Origin of the sequence: Veillonella magna DSM 19857 (assembly GCF_000428745.1) — a bacterium.
Taxonomy (GTDB): Bacteria; Bacillota; Negativicutes; order Veillonellales; family Veillonellaceae; genus Veillonella_A; species Veillonella_A magna.
In genome coordinates this window covers 97,997-123,497 of the sequence record NZ_AUAN01000004.1, presented here as the reverse complement: position 1 = coordinate 123,497, position 25,501 = coordinate 97,997, and the positions used below count along the sequence as shown (strand labels likewise).

The window sequence follows — 25,501 nt, the reverse complement described above, 5'->3', positions numbered from 1 at the left end:
TATGATGTTTAAAGGTGTGTATTCTCCGATTATCACTATCTTTAAAGACAATGGTGAAATTGATTATGCCAATATGGAGCTTCATATTAATCATTTAGTAGAAGCAGGATTAAATGGTATTTTGTTTTTTGGTAGTCTGGGCGAGTTTTATGCTATCTCCTTGGAGGAAAAAAAGAAATTTATTGAATTTGCGGTTAAGCTAATTAATAAGCGTGTTCAAGTTATTATTGGTGTCGGTGGCACAGATATACGTGATGTAATTGAACTGGCAAATTTTGCTGAAACAGCCGGAGCCGATGCAATTAATATTATTTCGCCGTATTATTTTGGTCCTACAGAAGAGGCGGCAAAACAATATTTTAAAACTATTGCGGATGCAGTGAAATTGCCAATTATGCTGTATAACTTTGCGGACCGTACGGGTAGTGACTTATCTCCGGTAGTTGTTTCTTACCTTGCCGAAAATTGTCCATCAATTGTGGGGATTAAAGATACCGTAGACAATATCAGTCATACACGACGTTTATGCCAGGCTGTAAAACCTATCCGTCCTGACTTTTCAGTTCTATCGGGATTTGATGAATATTATATGGTGAATAGAATTTCAGGTGGTGATGGAGTGCTCTGCGGATTAACCAACGTTGTACCTGAAGTATTTGTAAAAATGCATAAAGCGTATGAGGATAATGATAAGGTAGCAGCTGTTGCTTGTGCAGAAAAAATCGCTTCTCTTATGCGAATTTATGAAGTGACAGGATTATTTATTGTAGCTATGAAAGCAGCTGTTAAAGCAACCGGTTTACCAATTTCGACATTTACTAAGGCACCGGGGATGGATATTATACCGGAAGAATATGCCAAGGTTGAGTGCATTCTAAAAGAGAATGGGATAATATAGGTATTAACAAAAAAATGCGAAGGTCATTCATTTGATCTTCGCATTTTGGTATATTTTTAGGTTATATAGCTCATAGTAAATTATGCTTCTTGGCTAGTTCCGTGATTTCTTGAATAGTCAATGATGTATATCTACTTATCAATTCAGCAGGAACATTATTTTCTACCATAGACAAGGTAGTCTGAGATAATCCTTCCTTGCGTCCAATAGCTATTCCTTCACGAATGCCATCATTATGTCGTACCAGTAATTCCGTTTCGTAGGTCATATAGGCCATCTCCTGTGTTTCATTGACTTTTATATTAGTTAATTCTCCATCGCTATTATGAGGCTCTTTCTTCCTAAAAAATAGAGAAGAGGACTACGCATGCCTGGTCTTCGTGAGTATCAATACCGATATCATTAACAGGTGAGAAAGCAAAATGACTGATAGGAAAGCATAGTTCGGCTAAACTGAGTGATGCCTGTATGGTGGAATTGTCCAGGCTCCAATGCATAAATAATACTATTTCCATTCCTTCATAAGTAAAAAGTCACGGATATTTTTATGTTTAATGCCATTTCGGCTCATATCGAACTCATCCAAGGAGACGACATACTTGGGGTAGTTATCCTGTATTGTGTTGTATACATCAAACTCGCGGGAGATTGTTTCTTCTGATGCTAGCAAATAGGCAACCTGTACATATAGTTTGGAATTATTACAAGTGGCAATAAAATCAATTTCTTTATTATTAACTTTTCCTACGGATATAGAGTAACCTCGACGTAATAACTCCATGTAAACAATATTTTCTAATAGTTGATCAATGTCTTGCGTATTTTTTCCATATACCGCTTCTCTAATTCCGTGATCAACAAGATAATATTTTTCATTGATAGAAAGTATTTTCTTTCCTACAATGTCTTCACGCTTTACTTGATAAAGCAGATAGGCATTACAGCAAGCTTGGATATAATTTGAGACCGTTTCTGGAGCTACTTTGCGTTGTTCGCTTTTTAAATAATTCGCTATACTACGAGCACTGAAGGTATGTCCGATATTAGCCATGACATAGGAGATAATACGCTCTAATAAATCTATATCACGGATTCTATTGCGTTGAACGACATCTTTTAGAATAACAGAGTTGTATATATCGCGAAGATATTGTGTGATAGAGGTCGTATCATAAGAAAGCTGTGATAAGAATGGCATACCGCCGGTCAGGAGATAGTTTTGAAAAGCTATAGGCTCGGTTAAATCAGGTGTTTGTTGGTGTCTACTTTCGAGGTATTCTCTAAAAGAAAAGGGGTAGATAGTGAATTCTACATAACGACCACCCAAATAGGTAGCTAATTCACCTGAGAGAAGATGGGCATTTGATCCGGTAATGTAGATATCACAATTAAAGTCTACACGCAGGGAGTTAATGCACTTTTCCCAATGAGTTACCTCTTGGATTTCATCGAAGAAAAGATAGAATGTATCTGATTTCTGTTGAATGCGTGAAGCTATTTCTTTATATAATACATCCGCCTGACATAAATGGGCATTACTTAATGATTCAAAATTTAGTGTAATACATTGAGAAGGAGAAACCCCGGTAGATATAATTTCTTCTTTCAGGAGTTCTAACATAACGGACTTACCGGAACGGCGCACTCCTGTTAGCACTTTTATTACATCAGTATTGATGAAGGGACGAATCTTATCTAAATAATTGGTTCTCTTAATCATGAAGGCACCTCCTGCGAAAAGTTGTAAGTTTATTTTAAGCTTATACTGCTCAATTAATATGAAAATTGTTCTATGTTTGGTATATGTCAATCATAGCAGGTTTATAATTGACAAACAATATAAATTGTAGAAAATGAAAAGTTATACTCATCAAATTGAAGAAATTTTACAAAATGTCAGTTATAACTGTTGATTTTGAAAAGTGTATTGTAATTTAGGGAGTGATATCTTGCATAATGTGGCTATGGATGCTCCCGTTTTTTATGAAGAATGGGCATGGAAGATATGTGCTTCTCGATATGAAGGATTACGTAACATAGATGTCTTTTTTATTTGTTATATCGGGCTTTAAAGAGTTCGCATAGGATGCTTTTTCTTGCTTCTTCATTTGCAAGGCGTGGCTTGCAAACTGTACATGAGGCTTCTACTTTTAGATCATTACAATAAAATAAAAAAATTTTGTAAATGGCGTTTACATTTACTTCGCTGCCGGATGGTAATAAGTGAAGGGGAGAAGTTTCCCTGATCATTTTTTAGGAGGTATGATTCATGAATTATATCAAAGAAGTTAATCAATTTAATGTTTGGTTATATTTCCATCCGGGAGTATCTTCGTCGGCGCGTTTATTGTGGTATTCGCTGATGCATTATAACAACTCTTGCGGTTGGAAAAAGAAATTTACTGTTCCTATATCATCGCTGATGATGAGTAGTGGCCTGTCCGCATCCGCTATAAAACGCGCACGAGCTACATTGCAGAAAGCCGGTCGTATTCGTTACACACCGCAACCGGGCAATCGTGCCACAGTGTATGAAATGATTTCTATGGAGGAAGAAAATCTCATTACTAGCTGGATAGGAAAAAATAATTTGTAAAGCAAGGGTCACACTAACTAGCGAGGTAAGTGGTACAGTAACCGGTAAGGAAACTACTATAGTAACTACCAGGGTAACTACTAAGGTAACTACTAAGGTAAGCACTAAGGTAAAAAGTGAGGTAAAAATTTATTGTATAGGCGAGCTGCAGTTCGGATAAACGGTAAAAAGTAGCGCAAAGATTTATCGCATAAGCGAGCTGCAGTTCGGATAAATGGTAAAAAATGGAGCAAAAATTTACCGTTCAACCGAACCACACACCGAACCACACCCCGAGCTACAGACCGAGCGCATTCCTAAACAAAACTAAACTAAACAAAACTAAACTAAACTAAACAAAACTATCTCTAAAGAAATAGTTAAAGAAAGGTAGCGCAGCTACTAGTGAATAACAGTATGAAGAAAATACATTTTGTTTGTGCAAGGATAATTAAGAAGTGAAATTGACTTACTGGCAATGGTCGGTTTGCTTACACCTGACAAAAAGTTTTTGCAGATTCTCTTGCATTCATACTCTCTTTATGCCACAATAAAAGCTAAGTTTGTACAGCTCATAATTCTTGCTCGCTAAGAAGAGTAGCAGACAAACCATCATTGTGTAGGCGCCTCAGGAGAGGCATGTAGGAGTATGTTGGAATTTGCTCTGGCAACGATAGAATTCCAATATACAGAGAGGAAGGTTGAATGTATGAAGTCTGTTAAGGAAATGCCGACAAAGCGGCGTTGGTTTATGCTGTTTCTGTTATGTTTGGTCATCGGCATTAATTATTTGGATCGCGGCAATTTAGCAGTGGCTGCACCGGTTATGCAAAAGGAATTGGGATTGTCTCCGGCAACGATGGGTATTTTGTTTTCTGCCTTTGCCTGGTCCTACGCATTTTGCTTGCCGTTTGCAGGCGCACTGTTAGATAAAATAGGGCCGAGAATCTTAATGACCATTGCTCTAGTGGGGTGGTCAGCCGCCACGTTTGCTATGGGGCTAGTATCTCAGCTGTGGAATTTAATTGCCGTACGTTTGGGATTGGGTTTTTTCGAATCGCCCATCATGCCGTCGAACATTAAATGTGTAGCCGTATGGTTTCCCGATAGGGAGCGAGCCTTGGCGGTGGGAGCGTACACGGCTACCGAGTATGTAGCGTTGGGTGTGTTAACGCCGGTACTGGCTTGGATTTTAGTTACCTTCGGATGGGAAATGATTTTCTTTGTAACCGGGGGTATCGGTTTTGTGATTGGTGGTATATGGTACAAATGGTACCGTTCTCCCGGGGACTCGGCAGAAGTAAATGATGCGGAATGGCAATATATGAAAGCCGGTGGTGCGTTGCTGGGCGGTGAAACGGGTAAGCGTCCCGGGATCGTGCGCCCGGATACCAATGACTCCGTGAATACTCATTCAAATCCTGTTGCTTCGTCTACGAAGATATCCGGTAAGGGAGAGGTAAATGAGACAATGCGTCTTACCCAGTGGCAGGCGACAAAAAAATTAATTACCAATCGTCGGTTAATCGGGATGTTCTTGGGCCAGTTCTCGATTATGACTACGCTCTTTTTCTTTCTAACGTGGTTCCCGTCGTATTTGGTTACCGAAAAAGGATTGACGATTCTAAAAAGTGGTTTTTACGCGATGTTTCCCTTTTTGGTGGCTATTGCCGGTTCGTTGATTGGCGGCAAGTGGTCAGATAGCATGTTGGATAGCGGCAAGTCAAAAACGTTGGCGCGTAAGCTGCCGATTATTTTAGGCTTCCTGCTTTCGACGGTCATTGTAGCAGCCAATTATGTGGATTCCATTCCGGTGATTATTGCCTTTATGGCCGTTGCGTTTTTTGGTCAAGCCATGGCCTCTACCGTTACTGGAGCATTGCTGTCGGATTTGGCACCGGCCGGTTATCTTGGTGTCAGCGGTGGTTTGCTCAACTTTTTTGCAAACCTGGGAAGTGCTACCTGTCCGCTGGTTATCGGGTTTATTGTTGATGGCACGGGAAGCTTTGCCTATGCACTGGCCTATGTGGGCGCGGTGGCGTTATGCGGCGTTATTGGTTATACCTTGGTGTTGACGAAGGTTGAACGAATTAGTATATGAAATAATATTTTACAAGCGATGTCCCTATATCTCAGAGGGTAGGTCTTGCGAACGAATACATAAAAGAAGGAGACTATCAGCAACGAAAGCTCGGTCTATCGAAGAGCGTTTCTTATGCTGATAGTCTCCTTCCTTCTCCTCACTAGAAAGAGAAAAGAGGGGCACTCAGGTATCAAAATGAGTGCCCCTCTTTTGGGTTACAGTAAATGATGTTCTTTGGCGAGGTCGTGAATTTCTTGTTCGGTTAAGGAGGTACATTCACTGATTAGTGGAACAGGTAGTCCTTTATATTATATAGACATCTAGACGAACGCTTTTACTGTCGCAACGAATAGTTATGGATTTTTCTGCTTCAGGAAACTCGATAGACTGAATGGTAATGCCTAAGATTTTTTATTTCATCATCAACCGAGAGAATTGCACAATTAACTTACACAAGCGATGCTTTATATGCATAGAATTATTTCGCAACAAAAATATATTGAAGTTAATCATGTATATATGTTATGCGGACCATACGTCACTACAGTATGACTTGATATAATATGATAACAATAGTTGAAAGTAAACATCTGTAGTGGAGGCTATTATGAGTAAAAAAATAGTATTGGCCATAGATTCTTTTAAAGGCAGTGCATCCAGTCTGGCAGTAGAAGAGCATGTGGCAAAGGGTATTCAGGCGGTGGTTCCTGATGCGGAATGCGTATTGGTTCCGGTAGCCGATGGCGGTGAAGGAACGGTAGAAGCCATCGTTGATGCGCGTCACGGTGTGTATCATGAAGCAGATGTCATGGGCCCGTTGGGGCAACCGGTGAAAGCACGCTACGGTATGATTGATAATGATACAATTGCGGTGCTGGAGATGTCGGCTGCTTCAGGCATTACCTTGGTGAAAAAGGATGAATTAAATCCGTTGCGGGCGACGACCTATGGCACGGGTCAGATGATTTTGGATGCTATTAATCGCGGAGCCAAAGAGATTTATATGGGCATCGGCGGCAGTGCCACCAATGATGGTGGTATGGGGATGGCTGCCGCTTTGGGTGCTAAGTTTTTAGATAAGAACGGCAATGAGTTGGAACCTGTAGTTACCTCGTTGGCACAATTGGAGCGAATTGATTGTAGTGGCATCGATCCTCGCGTAGCCGGTGTACGCTTTACTATTTTATGCGATGTTACCAATCCGTTATGCGGACCGCATGGGGCATCTCATATTTTCGGCGGACAAAAGGGAGCCGACGAAGAAATGAAGATACTCCTTGATAGCTATCTGGAATTGTATGCGGCGTGTATCGAACGCGATCTTGGTGTGTCGGTCAAAGATATTCCCGGTGCCGGGGCAGCCGGAGGATTGGGTGCCGGTATGATAGCTTTTACCAAGGCGCACAAGCAAAGCGGTATTGATGCCGTGTTGAAATTGATTCGTTTGGAAGAACAAATCGGTGAAGCGGACTTAGTGGTTACCGGCGAAGGACGAATGGATAACCAAACAGCGTTCGGTAAAGCACCGGTCGGTGTATCGGGCTTGGCACAGAAGCAAAACATTCCCGTAGTGGCCGTTGTAGGTAGTCGCAGTTTAGATACGGAAGCGGTTTACGAGAAGGGAATTTCTCTGATTTTAGATATTATAAATGAGCCAATGCCCTTAGATGAAGCCATGAAAAACGTAGATGCGTTGACACAGAATACGGGACGTATGATCGGTCGACTTATAAAAGGATGGATGAGGTAGTCGGCTTCTTTTAACAAGTATGACTTGATTATACAATACGCGATGCATCCAATACGCAACACTTACAATAGAGGACAAGATAAAAAGCAGTACATGAAATCAGCTGAACGTAGGATAGTGACACTGGTTTCGTGGACTGCTTTTTTGTATAATTATAATAAAAGGGGTTGGTATAATGAATTTTCATTGTAGTATAATGAGGATGATAGAACCCTTTATGTGCATAAGCAAGACGAAGAAAGGATATACAGATGCCAAAAAATATAAAGAGTGAAGCTTTTGAAAAATTTCTAGTAGACGAACGGATTACATGCTTTGATAAACGTGATATTGGCGATGAAGACGGCACGGTAGTGTATCGTTCCTATATTCAAACCGATATTGGCGATATGCCCATTTTTGTATTGTTGGATGCAACAATTTACAGTGTGATTCGCGTGCTGGTCGGCGGTGGTGTGGTGACTGACGATAACTATAATGCCATCGTTGATTTTATCAATCGTGAAAACAGCGTGTATAAAAATTTTAAATATTATGTGGAAAAAGATGATGACAGCGTGTATTTGGATTGTATTTATATCAGTTCGAACACGGCCTTTGAACCGCAGCTGCTATATGTATTGATGAATCAAATTGTGAAATACATGCCCGGCGTAACGGCAGAGCTCAAACAGGTAATGAATATTGACGTATTGCCGAATCCGTTTGCTGCTCACGAGCATCATCATGCGCATGATGATGCGTCTGTGGAATCTGAAAAACAGAGCTAACAGAGTAAGCCTTGTCACGGTCTAATACCGTGGCAGGGCTTTTTATGTCTTGAATGTTCGATATGTATCGAACGATTGTGAAAAAGAAATAGAAAAGCATTCGTTTATTTGGTTGACTTATGAGTGAGCCTTTGTTAGAATTTACATAGATAAATAAACAGGATTTGTTTCCATCAGGAGGATGCTATGAAAATCGGTATTGTCATGGGAAGCGACTCTGACCTCGCAGTAATGAAAAAGGCAGCAGCCGTTCTTGATGAATTTGGTTTGGACTATGAAATGGTCATTGCGTCGGCACATCGTACGCCGGCAGAGGTAAAGGCCTTTGTGGAACGTTTGGAAGCGGAAGGTGCGGTGGCTTTCGTAGCCGGTGCCGGAGCAGCCGCTCATTTACCGGGGGTAATTGCTTCATTTACTACCTTGCCGGTTATTGGGGTACCCCTTAATGCAACGGCACTCAAGGGAATGGATGCCTTGTTGGCTATTGTGCAGATGCCATCCGGTATGCCGGTAGCTACGATGGCGGTAGACGGAGCTAAGAACGCAGCCTTGTTAGCCGTACAGATTGCGGCTACTGCCGATGCCAAGCTGCGAGATGCGTATAAAGCGTACCGTGCCGATATGGCAGCCAAGGTTATTGAAAAGAATAAAAAGCTGCAGGAAGAATTGGCAAAATAGGTTAGTGTAGGTACTTTGATTATTGATTGATTTTCGTGCACCGTGTCGTTGCTAGAGTAAAGTGCGATGCATGACGATAGGATAGAGAAAAGTTAACGAGTAATTTACGGAGGCGAATCACCATGAATATGTTGTACGAAGGCAAAGCAAAACAGGTATTTGAAACAGAAGATAAAGATGTATATTTGGTTCATTATAAAGATGATGCCACTGCTTTTAACGGCGAAAAGAAAGGTACTATTCATGATAAAGGCGTGCTGAACAATAAGATTGCATCTTTCTTCTTCGGTTTGCTTACGGAAAAAGGGGTACCGAATCATTTTGTAAAGCGCGTAAACGATCGCGATCAGTTGGTAAAACGTCTTGAAATTCTTCCGTTGGAAGTTATTGTGCGCAATATTGTAGCTGGTTCCTTAGCTAAACGCCTCGGCATTGAAGAAGGTACTCCGTGCAAACAGCCGATTATGGAATTGTGTTATAAGAACGATGATCTCGGTGATCCCTTTGTCAATGAAGATCAAGTGTTGGCTTTAGGCTGGGCTACGCGCGAACAGCTGGACACCATTCGCAAATATACGATGCAGGTAAATGATATTTTAAAAGCGTTCTTGGCAGAAAAAAAGGTTACCTTGGTTGATTTCAAATTGGAATTCGGCGTGCATAACGGTGAAGTGCTTTTAGGCGATGAAATTTCTCCGGATACCTGCCGTTTCTGGGATAGCGAAACCGGTGAAAAACTTGATAAGGATCGCTTCCGTCGTGACTTGGGCAATGTAGAAGATGCCTACAAAGAAATGTTATTCCGTTTGACGGGTGAACGAGCATAATAGGAGAGAATAATGCAATACGATTCTGTGTTTGACAAGTGGCATGAAGAATGTGGTGTATTTGGTATTTATGATACTACCTTACCGGTTATGAGCTATGCCTATTGGGGGCTGTTTGCTTTGCAGCATCGCGGGCAGGAAAGTGCGGGTATTGCTATTAGTGATGGTACGCATATAGAACTGGTAAAAGGCATGGGCCTGGTGACCGAAGCAATTAAGGAATTGCCGCCGCTGAAAGGTTATATTGCCGGCGGTCATGTACGATATTCGACGACGGGTTCGAACAATCCGCGCAATATTCAACCGTTGGTAATTCATTACCAATGCGGTGATATGGCGGTGGCTCATAACGGAAACTTGACGAATGCGTATGCACTTCGTAAGGAGCTGGAGGATAAGGGATCGATTTTCCAGACTACTATGGATTCCGAAGTTATTGTCAGTCTTATTGCCCGTTCCAAGGCAGCGTCGACAGAGGATCGCATCATCGAAGCCGTTAACCGTGTAGAAGGTGCTTTTTCGTTGGTGATCACTACCAATACAAAGCTTATTGGGGTGCGCGATGCGAATGGATTCCGTCCGTTGTGTTTGGGAAAGACGGCCAACGGATACGTCATCAGTTCGGAAAGCTGTGCGCTTGATGCGATTAAGGCCACCTTCGTTCGCGACATTAAGCCGGGTGAAATGGTCATCATTGATGAGAACGGGGTGCGCAGTCGCTTTATTAAAGAGGAAGCGTTGCTGCCGCAGCAGTCGTTGTGCATTTTTGAATATATTTATTTTGCGCGGTCGGACAGTAATATCGATGGACAGAATGTGTATGCGGCACGTATTAACATGGGACGCGAGTTAGCACGGGAAACAAAATACGATGCGGATCTTGTTATGTCGATTCCCGACTCCGGCACGGCAGCCGCATTGGGATACTCCCGCGAGTCGGGGATTCCTTTCGGTGAAGGATTGGTTAAAAACCGATACATGGGGCGTACATTCATCAAGCCGGATCAGTCGGAACGCGATTTAGCGGTGCGCATGAAATTGAACGCCGTTCCTGATGTGGTGCGCGGCAAGCGGATTGTTTTGGTAGATGACTCCATCGTACGCGGTACTACCAGCGGCATCATCGTGCGCATGCTCAAGGAAGCCGGTGCCAAGGAAGTGTATATGTGTGTCAGCTCGCCGGCTATCGAGTATCCGTGTCACTATGGCATTGATACGTCGGTGCGTAAGGAATTGATTGCCGCCACACATAGTGTTGAGCAGATTCGTGAATATATCGGAGCCGATAAGCTCCACTACTTAAGCCGGGAAGGCTTATGCCGGGCCATTGAAGCCCTGGAAGAGAGAGAGTTATGCTTTGCGTGTTTTGACGGCCACTATGCCGTAGAGGTGCCTAAGGAAGAGGAAGAAGGAGGCAAATATGTGCTCGAAGACTAAGGGATTGACCTATCGCGATGCCGGTGTAGATATCGATGCAGGTAACAAAGCGGTAGAATTGATGAAATCGGCGGTAAAGGCAACATATACTTCCGGTGTAGTTGGCGACTTGGGCGGCTTTGGCGGATTGTTTTCGCTGGCCGATATGGATTTGAAAAATTCTCTTCTCGTAGCCGGTACCGATGGTGTGGGGACGAAGCTTCGCTTGGCGATTATGATGGATAAGCACGATACCATCGGTCAAGATTGCGTGGCTATGAGCGTTAACGATATTTTGGTGCAAGGAGCAACGCCGTTATTTTTCTTGGATTACGTAGCGGTAGGTAAATTACTTCCCGAACAGGTTGCGACGATCGTTGCCGGTGTGGCTAATGCGTGCAAGGAATCCGGCTGTGCCTTGCTGGGCGGAGAAACGGCGGAAATGGCCGGCTTCTATGAAGACGGTGATTATGACGTAGCCGGATTTGCCGTAGGCATTGTCGATAAATCGCGATTGTTGACGGGGCAGTCGATTGCTCCGGGCGATGTTATTTTGGGCCTTCCTTCCAGCGGCGTTCACTCCAACGGATTTTCTTTGGTGCGTCGCATTGTATTTGATCGCATGCATATGAAGCTTGCCGATGAAGTGCCGGAATTCGGCAAGACGCTGGGCGAAGAATTGTTGACGCCTACGCGATTGTATCCGCAGGCAGTGTTGCCGATTATAAAGAAGCGTTTGCTTAAAGGCATGGTACATGTGACGGGTGGCGGTTTTTACGATAATATTCCGCGCGTGTTGCCTGATGGTGTCAGTGCGGTGATTAATGCCGATGCTTGGCCGAAGCTGCCGGTATTTACAAAGCTTCAGGAATGGGGCAATGTGGATACGAAGGAAATGTATCGCACATTCAACATGGGAATCGGCATGATTATGGTTGTATCACCGGATGATGCGGATGCTGTGATTGCGAACTTAAAAGGTCGGGGCGAAGCGGTATATACTATCGGCGAAATTACTGAGGATCAAGGGGTGCCGGTTGTGATGAAAGGCAGTGAATTCAGTGCGTAAACGAATTGCCATTTTTGCCAGCGGTCGCGGTTCTAATGCAGAAGCCTTGTATCAGGCAATGCAAGCCGGTGATGTGAATGGTGAAGTCGTCGTAGTTGTCAGTGATTATTCGACGGCGGCTGTTTTGACGAAGGCGCAGGCTTGGGGTGTGCCTTCGGTAGCGGTAGAGCGCAAGGCGTACGGCAGCAAAGAGGATTTTGAACAAGCTTTATTAGATGCTATTGCTCCGTATACACCGGATGTTGTAGTATTGGCCGGTTTTATGCGCTTGTTAGGACCGACTTTTATCAATGCATATCCTAATAAAATTGTAAATATTCATCCGGCGTTATTGCCGTCCTTTCCGGGGTTACACGCGCAGCGTCAAGCGGTAGAGGCCGGGGTAAAGGTTAGCGGTTGTACCGTTCATTTTGTGGATTACGGTATGGATTCCGGGCCGATTATTATGCAAACAGCAGTGCCCGTAATGGCTGACGATACGGAGGATAGCTTGGCAGCACGGATTCTGCCGTATGAACATACAACGTATAAACGGGCATTGGCATTACTTTGTGATGATAAATTGGAAATCATAAATCGCATTGTGCATGTGAAGCCCTGATAGATAGAACATAAAGGGGCAGCCGATGTGGCTGTCCCTTTTTACTCACGTAAGAGCAAGGAGGACATTATGATTAAAAACGCGCTTATCAGCGTATCCGATAAGACGGGTGTTGTGGAGTTTGCTAAAGGGTTGGTTGAGCTGGGAGTGACTATTTATTCTACCGGCGGCACCTTAAAGGCGCTATCAAATGCCGGCGTACCGGCTAAGGCCGTAGAGTCATTGACCGGATTTCCCGAAATGCTGGATGGTCGCGTAAAGACCTTGCATCCTATTGTACATGGCGGAATTTTAGGAATTCGCGATAATGAAGAACATAAAAAGGCTATGGCTGAACATGGAATCCAGCCTATCGACTTGGTCGTTGTTAATTTGTATCCGTTCCGCGAAACGATCGCTAAACCGGATGTAACCTTGGCCGATGCTATTGAAAATATAGATATCGGCGGTCCGACTATGGTCCGTTCGGCAGCTAAGAATAATGCCTTTGTCGGTATTATTGTCAATCCGAAGCATTATGATGAAGTATTGCGAATGCTCCGCGAAAAGGGTGAGCTTACTCGCGAATATCGTTTTGCCCTGGCTCGCGAAGCTTTTGCGCATACGGCAGCGTATGATGTGGCCATTGCTAATTATTTAGGTGAACAGGTAGGCGATATGCCGTTACCGGACACCTATTTGGCGGCCTATGAGAAAGCAGCTGATTTGCGTTACGGTGAAAATCCGCATCAAAAAGCAGCGTTCTATACCACTATCGGCGAAAAGGAAGGCTTAGGTGCTATGAAGGTGCTTCATGGCAAAGAGTTGTCCTATAATAATTTGGTGGATATGGAAGCAGCTTGGCAGATGGTAGGAGAATTTACGGAACCGGCGGCCATTATTGTTAAGCATACCAATCCGTGCGGGGCAGCCGTCGGCGATACCTTGCTAGAAGCGTATACGCGTGCGTATGAGGCGGATCCCGTTTCGGCATTCGGCGGCATTGTGGCATTGAATCGCGAAGTGACTAAGGAAGTAGCCGAGCAGTTGGCATCCATTTTTCTGGAAGTAATTATGGCACCGCATTTTACGGCAGAAGCCTTGGACGTACTGACGGTGAAGAAAAATATTCGACTCGTTGAATTGCAGCAACCGGAAGAGGAAGGTGTCGTTGTGAAAAAAGTGTCCGGTGGATTGTTGGTACAGACAGAAGACGGACGTGAACCGGTAGTAAGTGATGCGGCATCGGCAGCCAAGGCCGGTTATACGGTGGTAACCAAGGTGCAGCCTACTGAAGCACAGTGGCGCGCATTGGGATTGGCATGGAGATTGGTGAAACATGTAAAATCCAATGCCATTGTCGTTACCGATGAACATAGCACGCTGGGTGTCGGTGCGGGACAGATGAATCGTGTAGGCTCGGCAAAGATCGCTTTGGAAGAAGCCGGCGAGAAAGCAAAAGGGGCAGTTATGGCATCGGATGCGTTCTTCCCCTTCGGCGATACCGTAGAGGAAGCAGCAAAACATGGTATCACCGCAGTCATCCAGCCAGGCGGATCTATTCGTGATGAAGAATCCATTAAGAAAGCCGATGAAGCAGGCATTGCTATGGTCTTCACTCATGTGCGTCATTTTAAACATTAATAGATAAGGAGACTGTCATGAAGGTTTGTGTAATCGGTAGTGGCGGTCGCGAGCATGCATTGGCTTGGCGACTGTCTAAGAGCCCGTCGGTAGAAGAAGTATTGGCGTTGCCCGGTAGCGCAGCGATTGCGGAAGTCGCTACCTGCCTCGATGTGGATTGGCATGATGCGGATGCTGTGACAGCCGTACTGGGTGCCAATAAAGTGGATCTGGTTGTGGTCGGTCCGGAAGAGCCGTTGGTCCTCGGTGTAAGCGATGTGTTGAAGGACAATGGCTTTGCCGTGTTTGGACCGTCAAAAGCGGCGGCACAGCTGGAAGGGTCCAAGGTGTTTGCCAAGGAAATTATGAAAAAATATAATATTCCCACAGCAGCGTATGATACCTTTACCGATGTAACAGCGGCAAAGAAATTTATTGATGAAGTCGGTGCACCGATTGTCGTTAAAGCGGATGGCTTGGCAGCCGGTAAAGGTGTTGTAGTGGCACAGACCAAGGAGGAAGCGTATGCGGCGGTAGAGGATATGTTGACGGCCCATCGTTTTGGAGCGGCCGGTGGCACTGTTGTCATCGAAGAGTTTATGTCCGGTGAAGAAGCATCGCTTTTGGCGTTCGTCGATGGTACACATGTGGTGCCTATGATTGCCGTGCAAGACCATAAGCGTATTTATGATGGCGATAAGGGACCGAATACAGGTGGCATGGGAACCTATGCGCCGGCTCCGGTATTGACACAGGCGCTTCGTGAGGAAGCGGTTCAAAAAATTTTATTACCTATGGTGCAAGCGATGAAGGCAGAGGGTATGCCTTATGTAGGCTGTTTGTATGCAGGCCTTATGATTACGAAAGAAGGCCCTAAGGTAGTGGAGTTCAACGTACGCTTCGGTGATCCGGAAACACAGGTCATCATGCCTCTTTTTGATGGTGACTTAGGCGAAGTGATGATGGCTTGTACGGAAGGGACATTAACAGATGAAATGGTAAGCTGGAAATCGGGAAGTGCAGCTTGCGTTATGTTGGCGTCGGCAGGCTATCCGGAAAGCTCGCACAAAGGGGATGTTATCGAAGGCGATTTGACGGAGCAAGATACAGTGATGCTTTTCCATTCGGGCACAGCAAAGCAAGGTGACCACTACGTGACGGCCGGTGGTCGAGTGCTAGGCATTGTGGGGTTGGGTAACGATTTACGCCATGCCTTGGATCGTGCGTATAATCGGGTCGAGGCTGTTAGCTTCGATGGCTGTCAGTTCCGCCGCGATATCGGTCAAAAGGCATTTAAATAAACCTGAATCGGATGATAGCGCCCAAAGCATGCGGCGATGACAAAAGGCCGTACTATATATTTTCTCGGTTTCGGTGTATACTAATAAGTGATAACTATCGCCGCACCATGAAAGTCAGGAAAACGGCAGGAAGGGTATAGGGTAGTAATATGTCACTGTATGATAAACTGAGAAAGGCGCGTAAGCGCATGGGGCAAAGTCAGATGGAAGTCGCTACGAATGTGGGAATCAGTAATGCGGCTCTTTCCAATTATGAAACAGGTTATCGTGAACCGGATATCGAAACGCTGAAGCGATTAGCTTTGTATTATGATGTATCATTAGACGAACTATACGGTATCAAGGACATAGGTAAGAATCCGCTTTATGACTTGTGGGCGGTGTTACGCAATAATGATATTGCCTTTAACGGCAAGCGGTATCGCCTAAAGGACTCGCAGCGACAGGCGTTGCGCCGTCATATAGCGACATTCTTTGAACAGCTGGAGCCGGTGGAAACAGTGCCGCGCGGTGATGAAAGCGGTCGTGTTATTCCCGCAAATGGGACAGCCAAGGGAATCCATGGAAAGAACGGACAGTCAAAGGAGGGCAAGTCGGCCGCTGCAGGCAGTTTGACAGCACAAACAAACAAATTACAAAAGTAATTCATGCCACGCATAGTCATGCAGGTATAGTAACCATGAAATGGCATAGCGAATTATAAAACAAATCCAAAAAAACTGTAACAAAATAAATGAAAAAGCTGTAATGAAAATGAAGCTACAAACTGATGGCTATGCATTAGACTATCGTCTAATCGTGAAAGGTCAGTTCGCGGTACTCATTTCGTTACAGCTTTTTGTATTACCTTTAGATTAATATTAGATTGTGTTTAGCATGTGTTGCCGTAAGCGTCAATGTTACAGCGTAATGGTGGAACCGGGATCGACTACGAGTCCGGCTTGTTTGTATTTAGCTTCTAACAAAGCAACATAGGTAGCCGGTTCTTTGTCGATAACAGGCCATGTTTTATAGTGAATAGGAATTGTAATGCGTGCCTTAATATAGGATGCTGCTAATAGGGCATCTTCTACGCCCATTGTAAAATTATCGCCAATCGGCAACAGGGCATAATCGATATCGCCAAAGCGATTTAATAATTTCATATCACTGAAAAGTGCGGTATCGCCGGCAAAGTATAGAGTTGTACCGTAGAAGTCAACGATACATCCGCAAGCATGACCACCGGGAATACCGGCTCCGTGGAAAGCGGGAACAATGCGTACGGAACCAAACTCAAAATCGTATTTGCCGCCTAAGTGCATTGCGTGAGTGCGAAGTCCGGCTTCGGCCGCTTTGTTGGCAATTTCCGCGGTGGAAATGAGTAGCGCGTCATTAGCTTTGCCGATTTCTTCCGCATCGCCGTAGTGATCACCGTGGCCATGGCTGACAAAAATATATTGACATGTAATGTCTTCCGGTTTGGCTTTGTCCCATGTATTGCCCGTAAAGAACGGATCGAATACCATTGAGACATCACCGTGAGTAAGCATAAAAGTAGCATGACCATAGTAGGTAAGCGTCGTTTTCATCAGTACAACCCCCTTTAAAAGATATGTTGCTATATTTATGACCTTATTCTATCATATATATACAGGCATTTAAAGCATTCAGGTAGTAAATTAACGGATTCAGGAGAGACACATGGAATTGACACATTTTGATGCCGACGGCAATGCACGAATGGTAGATGTTGGCGATAAGAAAGTTACGGAACGCACTGCGGTGGCAGAAGGTTTTATTGCGGTGAACGAAGATATATACACGCGCATTGAAGAGGGGACTATGAAGAAGGGGGATGTGCTGGCGGTAGCGCAGTTGGCTGCAATTATGGGGGCGAAGGAAACAAGTCGGCTTATCCCGTTATGCCACCCGTTAGCATTGACAAAGGTAGATGTTCACTGTACGCTTGATGCGGTGCGTCGCGCCGTATGTGTGAGGGCTACGGTTAAGACAAAGGGACGTACCGGCGTGGAGATGGAAGCCTTGACGGCGGTGCAGGTAGGACTGCTTACAGTGTATGATATGTGTAAAGCCATTGATAAAGGTATGGTTATCGGTCCGGTATATTTAGTGGAAAAGGATGGCGGTAAAAGCGGTCATTTTGTAAGAGCTACTTCGGTAGAAGACGTTGATTAGAAATACAAATTTGATGAATCAAACACTGAATAGATAACTCTTGATGAAATAAAGTGATTTCGGTAAAATAAAAAAGATGATATGCAATCGTAATATATCATACAAGAACAAAGAAGGATGACATATGGAAATCGTATTAGTAGAACCGGAAATTCCGGGTAACACAGGTAATATTGCAAGGCTATGTGCAGCGAATCATATGACGCTGCATTTGGTAAAGCCCTTAGGCTTTTCTTTGGACAGTAAGTATTTAAAAAGAGCCGGCCTTGACTATTGGCATTTGGTAGATGTACAGGTACATGAAAATTTACAGGAAGTGTACGATAAATATCCGGACAGACGCTATTTCTATGCTACGACAAAGGCAGAGCATACGTATGCGGATGTAGAATATCAAATTGGGGATATGCTGGTTTTCGGCAAAGAAACGAAAGGATTGCCGGAGGAATTGCTGGCACAGCATCGTGAAAGTTGCATCCGAATCCCCATGGTTGAAGAAGCACGATCGCTGAATTTATCAAACTCAGTGGCCATTATCGCCTATGAGGCGATGCGGCAATTGGATTTTCCGGATCTTAAGGAAATCGGACGCGGTGTACCGTATTTTCCGGAAACGAAAGCGTAGGAATTACGGGCGAAATACATTGGGTATGACCCTACATAACTAGGAGGAAAGAAATGAATTACGATAAGGCACATGAATTACAGAAAGCAATGCGTGAAAGCGAGGAATTTAAGGCATTGATGGAGGCACAGGCCGCCGTGGAAAGCGATGCTACGGCTAAAGGGCTGGTAGAAACATTTTTGCTTCAGCAGATGCAGTGGGAATATGCTAAGATGGCGCAGGCTCCGGAAGAAGCGGAATTGATGAAAAAGCAGGAAGAATTAATGCCCATGATTCAGGCCAACAGCAATGCACAGAACTATTTGCAGGCACATATGCGTTGGAGCCAGGTAGCTAACGATATATATCGTATCATCAGCGAACCGATTACGGAAGCTATGAAGATTCTTGAAAATGTGAAACCGGGCAATGATCATGCTAACTAAAAAATTACAAGAGGTGCTGACGCAAAGTGAGCTTATGATCGGTGAGCCCTTGTCGGCACACACTACCTTTAAAATTGGAGGACCAGCAGATATTTTTGTGGAACCTAATTCACCGGAAAAATTAAGCCGTGTTATGCAGTTAATCAGCGAATATAAGGCGCCGCTTACTGTATTGGGCAGCGGCTCCAATGTATTGGTACGCGACGGTGGCATTCGCGGTGTAGTGCTGTCCCTTTGTCAACTGCGCCATGTGAAGCGTCGAGATGAGACAACACTGGTGATGGGAGCGGGCTTTATGTTAAAAGAAGCCTCGGAATATGCATGGCAGGAAGGGCTGTCGGGTATGGAATTTGCTATCGGTATTCCCGGAAGCTTGGGCGGAGCCGTGTTTATGAACGCTGGTGCGTATGATGGTGAAATGAGTCAGGTCGTAACGAAGGTAACTGCTATCGATAGGAACGGTGAATTTCATACGTACAGTGGCGAAGAGTGCCGCTTTGCGTATCGGCACAGCTTGTTCCAAGATAATCACGAAGTAGTGGCTGAAGTAGAAATGACATTAGTCCCCGGTGATGCTAAGGTAATCAAGGCAGTCATGGATGATTTAACGGAACGGCGTGAGTCCAAGCAGCCGTTAGAGCATGCCAGCGCAGGATCGACATTTAAACGTCCGCCCGGTTATTTTGCGGGTACGCTTATTGAACAGACCGGATTGAAAGGACTGGCGGTAGGCGATGCGATGGTATCGCAGAAGCATGCCGGTTTCGTGGTGAATGTAGGGACGGCTAAGGCCAAGGATGTACTGGCTGTTATTCATGAAGTGCAGCGACGCGTAAAAGAGGCGCATGGTGTAGACTTGGAAACAGAGGTACGGCTCATTGGTGAGGATGAATAAGAGTTGAATAGTAATCGGTTATGAAGAAAATGACGATTATTACTTGACATGGGTATGTCGGGATTATATAATATTTCGGTAAGCATATGTGTCTGCTTCCATTAGCCCCGGAAAGAGAAACAATATGCTTTTGGTAGATTAGTCGTTATTAGGAGGAATTTGCAGCATGAAAACCACATATATGGCCAATCCGAACACTGTAGAACGGAAATGGTATGTTGTTGACGCTGAAGGTAAAACTTTAGGACGCCTTGCTGCCGAAGTAGCTAAAGTTCTTCGGGGCAAACATAAACCGACCTTTACACCGCACGTTGACACCGGCGATCACGTTATCGTAATCAACGCGGAAAAAGTTCGTTTCACCGGTAAGAAATTATTGCAGAAAACGTATTTCCGTCATTCCGGTTATCCGGGTGGCTCCACTTTCGTAACGGCCGGCAGTATGTTGGCTAAGCATCCGGAACGCGTTGTTGAAATGGCAGTTCGCGGTATGCTTCCGAAAAATAAATTGGGTGCTCAGATGTATCGCAAACTGAATGTATATGCAGGTGCAGAACATCCGCATGCAGCTCAGAAACCTGAAGTATTGGAAATTGATATTCGGTAATCACCGGGAGGAGGAACATATACATGGCAGTAGCTCAGTACTACGGTACAGGTCGTAGAAAATCTTCCGTTGCCAGAGTTCGTCTGGTACCGGGCACAGGTAAAATTACAGTAAATAAGCGTGAGCTTAATGAATATTTCGGTCGTCAGACTCTTGAATTGATCGTAAAACAGCCGTTGGCATTGACTGGTACGGTTGAACAGTACGATGTAATCGCTGACGTTGCCGGCGGCGGTCCGTCCGGTCAGGCCGGTGCAATTCGTCACGGTATTTCCCGTGCATTGCTCGGTGTTGACGAAGAACTTCGTCAGTCCCTTAAAAAAGCTGGTTTCTTGACTCGTGATCCGCGTATGAAAGAACGTAAGAAATACGGTCTTAAGAAAGCCCGTAAAGCTTCTCAGTTCTCCAAACGTTAATAGAACGCAAGAATACATACCCAGTAGCTGTTACAGCTACTGGGTTTTTTGTTATATTAAGGAATTTTCATTACAGTTGAATTTTCTTATGCATCAAAGGCATAGTATAGTAAAATAATTGATTATAACTGAAACTAGAGATACTTTGATCAGTGGGATACGGTGTATTTTAATGATGAAATGTAGTATTATAATTGCATTATTCGCAAATGATAATTGACACTCTAAGTAGACGTTTTATAATGAGAGCGTAGAATTTTTATAGGGTAACAACATTGTGTGTGAGGCCGTAGTATTCATCAGTTCTTATTATTTTATGTGAGTCGTCACTTTCAATGTTGTTAAACGTTGGAGGTGTTTTTTTATGGAAATGAATGGGTTGTATATCGTAATTGCCTCGGCGTGCATCCTCATTTTAGCGTATCGCTATTATGGGGCCTTCCTGGCAGCCAAGGTATTGGTGTTGGACCAATTTCGTCCGACTCCGTCCGTTGTTCATAATGACGGTCATGACTATGTGCCGACTAACAAGTGGGTAACATTCGGTCACCATTTTGCGGCGATTGCCGGTGCAGGTCCTTTGGTTGGTCCTGTTATTGCGGCGCAGTTCGGTTATTTGCCGGGGTTGTTGTGGATATTGATTGGGTCGGTCGTAGCTGGTGCCGTTCATGATATGGTTATCTTGTTCGCATCGATTCGCTATGATGGCAAGTCTATTGCCGATATTGCAAAGGAAGAAATATCCAACTTGGCCAGTATTGGGGCTATGCTTGCTACTTTATTCCTTTTAATTATCACCTTGGCGGGGATGGCGGTAGTCGTTGCCAATGCGCTTCATAATTCTGCATGGGGATTCTTCTCTGTTAGTATGACGATTCCGATCGCTATTTTTGTCGGCATCTATCTGCGTTGGTTACGTCCCGGCAAAATTCAGGAAGCTACGGTTATTGGTGTGGTACTTATCTTTGCGGCTATTATTTACGGACCGCAAGTAGCTGCGTCCCCTTATGCAAGCTGGTTCCTCTATGATTTAGAAACTATTGAAATTATGTTGGCTGTGTATGGCTTCTTTGCAGCGGCCTTACCGGTTTGGTTGCTCTTGGCACCGCGTGATTATTTGTCCACATATTTAAAAATCGGTACTATCGGTGCTTTGGCTTTAGGTATCATTATTGTTATGCCGATTATTCAAATGCCGGCTGTTACGCCGTACATTTATGGTGGCGGTCCTGTTCTTAAAGGTTCCGTATTCCCCTTCATATTCATTACCATCGCTTGCGGTGCGCTGTCCGGATTCCACACAGTAATTGCTACAGGTACAACCCCTAAGATGATTACTAATGAAAAAGAAATCTTGCCTATCGGCTACGGCGCTATGCTTACGGAAGCTTTCATCGCTATGATGGCTTTAATTGCAGCGACTGCATTACATCCCGATGATTATTTTGCTATTAACTCTACCGTTGAATCCTTCAAGGCGTTGGGCCTTCAAGTTCATGAATTGCCGGCGTTGTCTCAGATGGTAGGTGAAGATTTGATGCATCGCCCCGGCGGCGCCGTTTCCTTGGCTGTCGGTATGGCTCATATTTTCTCTCGCCTGCCAAATATGGATCACCTCATGGGGTATTGGTACCATTTCTGTATCATGTTCGAAGCATTGTTTATTATGACTTTGATCGATGCCGGTACTCGTGTAGGTCGTTATTTGTTACAAGAATTATTAGGCCGTTTTTACAAACCGCTTGAAAATGTTAACTGGGCACCGGGCGTATATGGTTGTGCCGCATTGATTTGCCTCATGTGGGGCTATCTCGTATTACAAGGTAATATCGGTATTATTTGGCCCCTGTTTGGTGTATCCAATCAGTTGCTCGGCACCATGACTTTGGCCGTAGGTACTACGGTTATCATGCGTCTCGGACACAAACGGTATGCTTGGGTAACAGGCGTTCCTTGTTTCTTCATGGCTATCATTGCGATTGCAGCAGATTATGAAAACGTATTCTACAGCTACATTCCGGCCGGTAAATGGACATTGGTTGCTTTCAGTGTTGTTATGTTCCTGATGATTGTCATCGTATTGGTAGAAGCTGTTCGCAGCTGGATTCGCTTGGCAAAAATTCCGCAAAACTATAAGACACAGGCTGAACAAGAAGCCGAAAGTCTTAAAAAATACGGTAATGTTCAAGTCGATATCAAATAGAAGTTTTGGTAGCTCCTACTCGGTTTGATACATTGTTTACATGATAGTTAGATACATAACCGCTCCGACTCATAATGAGTCGGAGCGGTTGTTTATATATTAATGGCATAAACTTCATCGGAAAAAGTCTTGAATAGACCGGTGGGCAGTTGGTATTTCAAGATACGGCCGTATGGACGGCCGTAAGTGATACCCATTATTGCAGTTATCGTGATTTTGTGCTAGAGTAGGCATATAATCAGAAAGAAGAGGAGCAACTGCTATGAGTGCAAAACCTATGACAGTTTCATATAATTGCCGGGAACAGCTGTGTATCGAATCAGCACCGGGCGCCGGAGCCATGGTTATCTTTGGAGCCTCCGGTGATTTGACAAAACGAAAATTATTACCTGCTGTGTATGCGTTGTTTCGTCGCGGATTGTTACCGGACGGCTTTGCAGTAATCGGCGTGGCTCGTACGGAAATGTCTCATGAGGAGTTTCGCCGTGAGGTGCAGCAAGCTGTAATCGGTGATGCTACGCCGACGGAACAAGATGCATCGTTTTTGGCACGCTTTTCCTACGTAGCCGGGCAGTATACGGAGCCGGATACCTTTGAACGGTTACAAGCAGAATTGGTTCGTGTAAGCGAGGTTCATGGTACAGAGGGAAATGCCCTTTTCTATTTGGCCATGCCGCCGACTATGTTTGAGCCTATTGTACGTGGCCTGGCTGAACACGGTATGCTTGCAGAAGAAAAATCGTGGGCTCGTGTTATCATTGAAAAACCGTTTGGTCATGATTTAGAAAGTGCTGTCGAGTTAGACCGGGCATTGAAAAAATATATTAAAGAGTCACAGATTTATCGTATTGATCATTATATGGGGAAGGAAACCGTTCAAAATATTTTGATGTTGCGCTTTGCCAATGCGATTTTCGAACCGTTGTGGAATCATACGTATATTGAAAAGGTGGAAATTACGGTAGCTGAAGAGTTGGGCGTAGAGAAACGCGCCGGGTACTACGACAATGCCGGAGCGTTGCGCGACATGTTCCAAAACCATATGATTCAGATGTTGTCTCTTATTGCCATGGAGCCACCGGCGGTATTTGAAGCCGATGCCTATCGCGATGAGATTGCGAAACTGATTTCGTCTATACGTCCGTTGCGCGGGCAAGACTTAGCAACTATTGCCGTACGGGGGCAATATGTGGAATCCGTAGATCCGGAGCGACCGGCACCGGGGTATCGCAAGGAGGACGGTGTCAATCCGAAATCCAATACGGAAACATATGTAGCACTCAAGTTATTTATCGATAATTGGCGTTGGCGCGGTGTGCCGTTTTACATGCGTACCGGTAAGCGATTGCCGCGTAAGTCCAGTGAGATAGCTATTACCTTCCGACCTATACCCCATTCTATTTTCAAGCCTATCAGGCCTAAAGATTTTTCGCAGAATGTGTTATTGTTGCGCATGCAGCCTCATGAGGGAATGGGCTTATCGCTGGAAGTAAAATCACCGGGCTCGAAATTGTGCGTTAATACATTGGATATGAATTTTTCGTATAGTGATTTTATGCATGGTGAGGACATTCCCGATGCCTATGAGCGCTTGATTTTAGATGGCCTCTTAGGTGATCAAACATTGTTTGTTCGCAACGATACGGTGGAAGCATCCTGGAAACTTTTTATGCCGTTGTTGCGTGCATGGGAAGATAATCTTGACGTGGTACCGTTGTGCTTTTACCCGGCCTTTAGTCAAGGACCGAAGGAAGCCAACGAAATTCTGGAGGGAGGCACGTTGCAATGGCGGAAGATTTGATTCACCGCTATGCTACGGCAGAGGACGTAGCTAAGGCGGTAGCCGATGCGTTTGTAGCGTTTACAACAGAGTGCATTAAGCAAACGGAAACATGTGTAGTGGCAATTTCCGGCGGTACGACGCCGAATGCGTTGTTCGAATTGTTGAATACCGAGGAATACCGAAAGAAAGTAGATTGGGAAAATATTTATTTCTTATGGGTTGATGAACGGTTTGTACCGCATAGTGATCCGGATAATAATTTCCATCGTGCTAAGGAACGTCTCTTTGGTAACTTGGGATGTTCTTGTCACTTTTACCCGGTACCGACCAATAACGGCACTGTGGAAGAAGCAGCCGCTGCTTATGAAAAGGAAGTACGCACGGTATTGAATGCTTGCGAAAAAATGGAACTGGATTTAGTCTTGTTGGGTCTTGGTGACGATGGGCATACGGCATCCCTGTTTCCTAAATCATCGGTGCTGCAAGAACAGGATCATATAGTGGTTGCTGTTAAGGATGGCAAAGTATGGAATCGGGTGACGATGACCTTCCCGCTGTTGACATCGGCAAAGCATGTGTGGTTTACGGTTGTAGGAGATTCAAAGGCAGCGGCACTGGCTCGCGTCTTCCGGCAACGACGCGACTATGCGGACGAATCGTGGCAGGATCGAATCGGTCGTGTATTGCCCGGAGCGGTATTGACGCAAGATACCGTGGAGTGGTACGTGGATGAGGCTGCTTCGGCGGGCAACTAGTATTTTGGAAGTAATCGTGATACACTATACATATATAGTGTCCT

25 protein-coding genes are annotated in these 25,501 nt (G+C 44.6%); 22 read left to right on the top strand and 3 right to left on the bottom strand.

Going from position 1 to position 25,501, the window contains the following annotated elements; all coding sequences use genetic code 11:
* Nucleotide 1: 1 nt before the first annotated feature.
* Complete coding sequence (locus G344_RS0101445; RefSeq protein ID WP_038154685.1) at nucleotides 2–898, top strand: dihydrodipicolinate synthase family protein; 897 nt, start codon at nucleotides 2–4, stop codon at nucleotides 896–898.
* Nucleotides 899–968: 70 nt separating this feature from the next.
* On the opposite strand, the gene G344_RS0101440 is transcribed toward G344_RS0101445, so the two are convergent.
* Together G344_RS0101440 and G344_RS0101435 are read right to left on the bottom strand one after the other, a co-directional pair.
* Entirely contained in the window at nucleotides 969–1,166 is a 198-nt protein-coding gene (locus tag G344_RS0101440; protein WP_028254636.1) for a hypothetical protein, read from the bottom strand.
* A 237-nt stretch (nucleotides 1,167–1,403) separates the two neighbouring features.
* Nucleotides 1,404–2,618: an ATP-binding protein gene (locus G344_RS0101435; RefSeq protein WP_028254635.1), complete on the bottom strand. Its 1,215-nt coding sequence runs from the start codon at nucleotides 2,616–2,618 to the stop codon at nucleotides 1,404–1,406.
* Between the two features lie 549 nt (nucleotides 2,619–3,167).
* On the opposite strand from G344_RS0101435, the gene G344_RS10415 reads away from it, so the two are divergent.
* The 12 genes from G344_RS10415 to G344_RS0101375 all read left to right on the top strand — a co-directional run bounded on the left by G344_RS10415 (nucleotide 3,168) and on the right by G344_RS0101375 (nucleotide 16,214).
* Nucleotides 3,168–3,494, top strand: a complete 327-nt coding sequence (locus G344_RS10415) for a hypothetical protein (protein WP_051245645.1) — start codon at nucleotides 3,168–3,170, stop codon at nucleotides 3,492–3,494.
* Nucleotides 3,495–4,182: 688 nt separating this feature from the next.
* Nucleotides 4,183–5,574 (top strand): MFS transporter, encoded by a 1,392-nt coding sequence (locus tag G344_RS0101425; protein ID WP_028254634.1) that lies wholly within the window; start codon nucleotides 4,183–4,185, stop codon nucleotides 5,572–5,574.
* A gap of 589 nt (nucleotides 5,575–6,163) precedes the next feature.
* Nucleotides 6,164–7,306, top strand: coding sequence for a glycerate kinase (locus G344_RS0101420; protein ID WP_028254633.1), 1,143 nt, complete (start codon nucleotides 6,164–6,166; stop codon nucleotides 7,304–7,306).
* 251 nt (nucleotides 7,307–7,557) lie between these two features.
* The gene (locus G344_RS10410; protein WP_051245643.1) at nucleotides 7,558–8,076 is read left to right on the top strand and encodes a hypothetical protein; all 519 of its coding nucleotides are present in this window, start codon (nucleotides 7,558–7,560) and stop codon (nucleotides 8,074–8,076) included.
* Nucleotides 8,077–8,262: 186 nt separating this feature from the next.
* Nucleotides 8,263–8,754, top strand: coding sequence for a 5-(carboxyamino)imidazole ribonucleotide mutase (purE, locus tag G344_RS0101410; protein WP_028254632.1), 492 nt, complete (start codon nucleotides 8,263–8,265; stop codon nucleotides 8,752–8,754).
* Nucleotides 8,755–8,876: 122 nt separating this feature from the next.
* The gene (purC, locus tag G344_RS0101405; protein WP_038154682.1) at nucleotides 8,877–9,581 is read left to right on the top strand and encodes a phosphoribosylaminoimidazolesuccinocarboxamide synthase; all 705 of its coding nucleotides are present in this window, start codon (nucleotides 8,877–8,879) and stop codon (nucleotides 9,579–9,581) included.
* Between the two features lie 12 nt (nucleotides 9,582–9,593).
* A complete protein-coding gene (gene purF / locus G344_RS0101400; protein ID WP_028254630.1) occupies nucleotides 9,594–11,018 on the top strand; it encodes an amidophosphoribosyltransferase in 1,425 nt (474 codons plus the stop codon).
* Nucleotides 11,002–12,066 carry a phosphoribosylformylglycinamidine cyclo-ligase gene (purM, locus tag G344_RS0101395; RefSeq protein WP_028254629.1) on the top strand — a complete coding sequence of 355 codons (1,065 nt, stop codon included), beginning with the start codon at nucleotides 11,002–11,004 and terminating at the stop codon, nucleotides 12,064–12,066. The genes purF and purM overlap by 17 nt, the downstream gene beginning before the upstream one ends.
* Nucleotides 12,050–12,667, top strand: coding sequence for a phosphoribosylglycinamide formyltransferase (gene purN / locus G344_RS0101390; protein WP_028254628.1), 618 nt, complete (start codon nucleotides 12,050–12,052; stop codon nucleotides 12,665–12,667). Before purM ends, purN begins: the two co-directional genes overlap by 17 nt.
* A gap of 69 nt (nucleotides 12,668–12,736) precedes the next feature.
* Nucleotides 12,737–14,290 carry a bifunctional phosphoribosylaminoimidazolecarboxamide formyltransferase/IMP cyclohydrolase gene (gene purH / locus G344_RS0101385; RefSeq protein ID WP_028254627.1) on the top strand — a complete coding sequence of 518 codons (1,554 nt, stop codon included), beginning with the start codon at nucleotides 12,737–12,739 and terminating at the stop codon, nucleotides 14,288–14,290.
* 17 nt (nucleotides 14,291–14,307) lie between these two features.
* Nucleotides 14,308–15,570, top strand: a complete 1,263-nt coding sequence (gene purD / locus G344_RS0101380; RefSeq protein WP_028254626.1) for a phosphoribosylamine--glycine ligase — start codon at nucleotides 14,308–14,310, stop codon at nucleotides 15,568–15,570.
* 149 nt (nucleotides 15,571–15,719) lie between these two features.
* Nucleotides 15,720–16,214: a helix-turn-helix domain-containing protein gene (locus G344_RS0101375; protein WP_028254625.1), complete on the top strand. Its 495-nt coding sequence runs from the start codon at nucleotides 15,720–15,722 to the stop codon at nucleotides 16,212–16,214.
* A gap of 255 nt (nucleotides 16,215–16,469) precedes the next feature.
* On the opposite strand, the gene G344_RS0101370 is transcribed toward G344_RS0101375, so the two are convergent.
* Complete coding sequence (locus tag G344_RS0101370) at nucleotides 16,470–17,141, bottom strand: metal-dependent hydrolase (protein ID WP_028254624.1); 672 nt, start codon at nucleotides 17,139–17,141, stop codon at nucleotides 16,470–16,472.
* A gap of 112 nt (nucleotides 17,142–17,253) precedes the next feature.
* Between G344_RS0101370 and moaC the strand changes: the two genes are divergently transcribed.
* The 9 genes from moaC (at nucleotide 17,254) to pgl (ending at nucleotide 25,457) form a co-directional block, all read left to right on the top strand.
* Nucleotides 17,254–17,748 carry a cyclic pyranopterin monophosphate synthase MoaC gene (gene moaC, locus G344_RS0101365; protein WP_028254623.1) on the top strand — a complete coding sequence of 165 codons (495 nt, stop codon included), beginning with the start codon at nucleotides 17,254–17,256 and terminating at the stop codon, nucleotides 17,746–17,748.
* Between the two features lie 124 nt (nucleotides 17,749–17,872).
* Complete coding sequence (gene trmL, locus G344_RS0101360) at nucleotides 17,873–18,373, top strand: tRNA (uridine(34)/cytosine(34)/5-carboxymethylaminomethyluridine(34)-2'-O)-methyltransferase TrmL (protein WP_028254622.1); 501 nt, start codon at nucleotides 17,873–17,875, stop codon at nucleotides 18,371–18,373.
* Between the two features lie 53 nt (nucleotides 18,374–18,426).
* Complete coding sequence (locus G344_RS0101355; protein WP_028254621.1) at nucleotides 18,427–18,798, top strand: YlbF/YmcA family competence regulator; 372 nt, start codon at nucleotides 18,427–18,429, stop codon at nucleotides 18,796–18,798.
* The gene (gene murB, locus G344_RS0101350) at nucleotides 18,788–19,693 is read left to right on the top strand and encodes a UDP-N-acetylmuramate dehydrogenase (RefSeq protein ID WP_420864493.1); all 906 of its coding nucleotides are present in this window, start codon (nucleotides 18,788–18,790) and stop codon (nucleotides 19,691–19,693) included. The genes G344_RS0101355 and murB overlap by 11 nt, the downstream gene beginning before the upstream one ends.
* 166 nt (nucleotides 19,694–19,859) lie before the next feature.
* On the top strand, nucleotides 19,860–20,300 hold the full coding sequence (rplM, locus tag G344_RS0101345) for a 50S ribosomal protein L13 (protein WP_028254619.1): 441 nt from the start codon (nucleotides 19,860–19,862) through the stop codon (nucleotides 20,298–20,300).
* 23 nt (nucleotides 20,301–20,323) lie between these two features.
* Nucleotides 20,324–20,716, top strand: coding sequence for a 30S ribosomal protein S9 (rpsI, locus tag G344_RS0101340; RefSeq protein ID WP_028254618.1), 393 nt, complete (start codon nucleotides 20,324–20,326; stop codon nucleotides 20,714–20,716).
* Between the two features lie 364 nt (nucleotides 20,717–21,080).
* The gene (locus G344_RS0101335) at nucleotides 21,081–22,919 is read left to right on the top strand and encodes a carbon starvation CstA family protein (RefSeq protein WP_028254617.1); all 1,839 of its coding nucleotides are present in this window, start codon (nucleotides 21,081–21,083) and stop codon (nucleotides 22,917–22,919) included.
* Between the two features lie 262 nt (nucleotides 22,920–23,181).
* Nucleotides 23,182–24,720 (top strand): glucose-6-phosphate dehydrogenase, encoded by a 1,539-nt coding sequence (gene zwf, locus G344_RS0101330; protein ID WP_028254616.1) that lies wholly within the window; start codon nucleotides 23,182–23,184, stop codon nucleotides 24,718–24,720.
* Nucleotides 24,705–25,457: a 6-phosphogluconolactonase gene (gene pgl / locus G344_RS0101325; protein WP_028254615.1), complete on the top strand. Its 753-nt coding sequence runs from the start codon at nucleotides 24,705–24,707 to the stop codon at nucleotides 25,455–25,457. The genes zwf and pgl overlap by 16 nt, the downstream gene beginning before the upstream one ends.
* Nucleotides 25,458–25,501 lie beyond the last annotated feature (44 nt).

Bases quoted from the DNA above. Each gene is read 5' to 3' on its own strand.
- rplM (WP_028254619.1), top strand. From the start codon at position 19,860: ATGAAAACCACATATATGGCCAATCCGAACACTGTAGAACGGAAATGG.
- rpsI (WP_028254618.1), top strand. From the start codon at position 20,324: ATGGCAGTAGCTCAGTACTACGGTACAGGTCGTAGAAAATCTTCCGTT.
- purD (WP_028254626.1), top strand. From the start codon at position 14,308: ATGAAGGTTTGTGTAATCGGTAGTGGCGGTCGCGAGCATGCATTGGCT.
- purF (WP_028254630.1), top strand. From the start codon at position 9,594: ATGCAATACGATTCTGTGTTTGACAAGTGGCATGAAGAATGTGGTGTA.
- G344_RS0101355 (WP_028254621.1), top strand. From the start codon at position 18,427: ATGAATTACGATAAGGCACATGAATTACAGAAAGCAATGCGTGAAAGC.
- G344_RS10415 (WP_051245645.1), top strand. From the start codon at position 3,168: ATGAATTATATCAAAGAAGTTAATCAATTTAATGTTTGGTTATATTTC.
- purH (WP_028254627.1), top strand. From the start codon at position 12,737: ATGATTAAAAACGCGCTTATCAGCGTATCCGATAAGACGGGTGTTGTG.
- G344_RS0101425 (WP_028254634.1), top strand. From the start codon at position 4,183: ATGAAGTCTGTTAAGGAAATGCCGACAAAGCGGCGTTGGTTTATGCTG.
- trmL (WP_028254622.1), top strand. From the start codon at position 17,873: ATGGAAATCGTATTAGTAGAACCGGAAATTCCGGGTAACACAGGTAAT.
- G344_RS0101445 (WP_038154685.1), top strand. From the start codon at position 2: ATGATGTTTAAAGGTGTGTATTCTCCGATTATCACTATCTTTAAAGAC.
- G344_RS0101435 (WP_028254635.1), bottom strand. From the start codon at position 2,618: ATGATTAAGAGAACCAATTATTTAGATAAGATTCGTCCCTTCATCAAT.
- G344_RS0101335 (WP_028254617.1), top strand. From the start codon at position 21,081: ATGGAAATGAATGGGTTGTATATCGTAATTGCCTCGGCGTGCATCCTC.
- moaC (WP_028254623.1), top strand. From the start codon at position 17,254: ATGGAATTGACACATTTTGATGCCGACGGCAATGCACGAATGGTAGAT.
- murB (WP_420864493.1), top strand. From the start codon at position 18,788: ATGCTAACTAAAAAATTACAAGAGGTGCTGACGCAAAGTGAGCTTATG.
- purE (WP_028254632.1), top strand. From the start codon at position 8,263: ATGAAAATCGGTATTGTCATGGGAAGCGACTCTGACCTCGCAGTAATG.
- purM (WP_028254629.1), top strand. From the start codon at position 11,002: ATGTGCTCGAAGACTAAGGGATTGACCTATCGCGATGCCGGTGTAGAT.
- G344_RS0101375 (WP_028254625.1), top strand. From the start codon at position 15,720: ATGTCACTGTATGATAAACTGAGAAAGGCGCGTAAGCGCATGGGGCAA.
- zwf (WP_028254616.1), top strand. From the start codon at position 23,182: ATGAGTGCAAAACCTATGACAGTTTCATATAATTGCCGGGAACAGCTG.
- pgl (WP_028254615.1), top strand. From the start codon at position 24,705: ATGGCGGAAGATTTGATTCACCGCTATGCTACGGCAGAGGACGTAGCT.
- G344_RS0101370 (WP_028254624.1), bottom strand. From the start codon at position 17,141: ATGAAAACGACGCTTACCTACTATGGTCATGCTACTTTTATGCTTACT.
- G344_RS0101440 (WP_028254636.1), bottom strand. From the start codon at position 1,166: ATGACCTACGAAACGGAATTACTGGTACGACATAATGATGGCATTCGT.
- G344_RS10410 (WP_051245643.1), top strand. From the start codon at position 7,558: ATGCCAAAAAATATAAAGAGTGAAGCTTTTGAAAAATTTCTAGTAGAC.
- purC (WP_038154682.1), top strand. From the start codon at position 8,877: ATGAATATGTTGTACGAAGGCAAAGCAAAACAGGTATTTGAAACAGAA.
- G344_RS0101420 (WP_028254633.1), top strand. From the start codon at position 6,164: ATGAGTAAAAAAATAGTATTGGCCATAGATTCTTTTAAAGGCAGTGCA.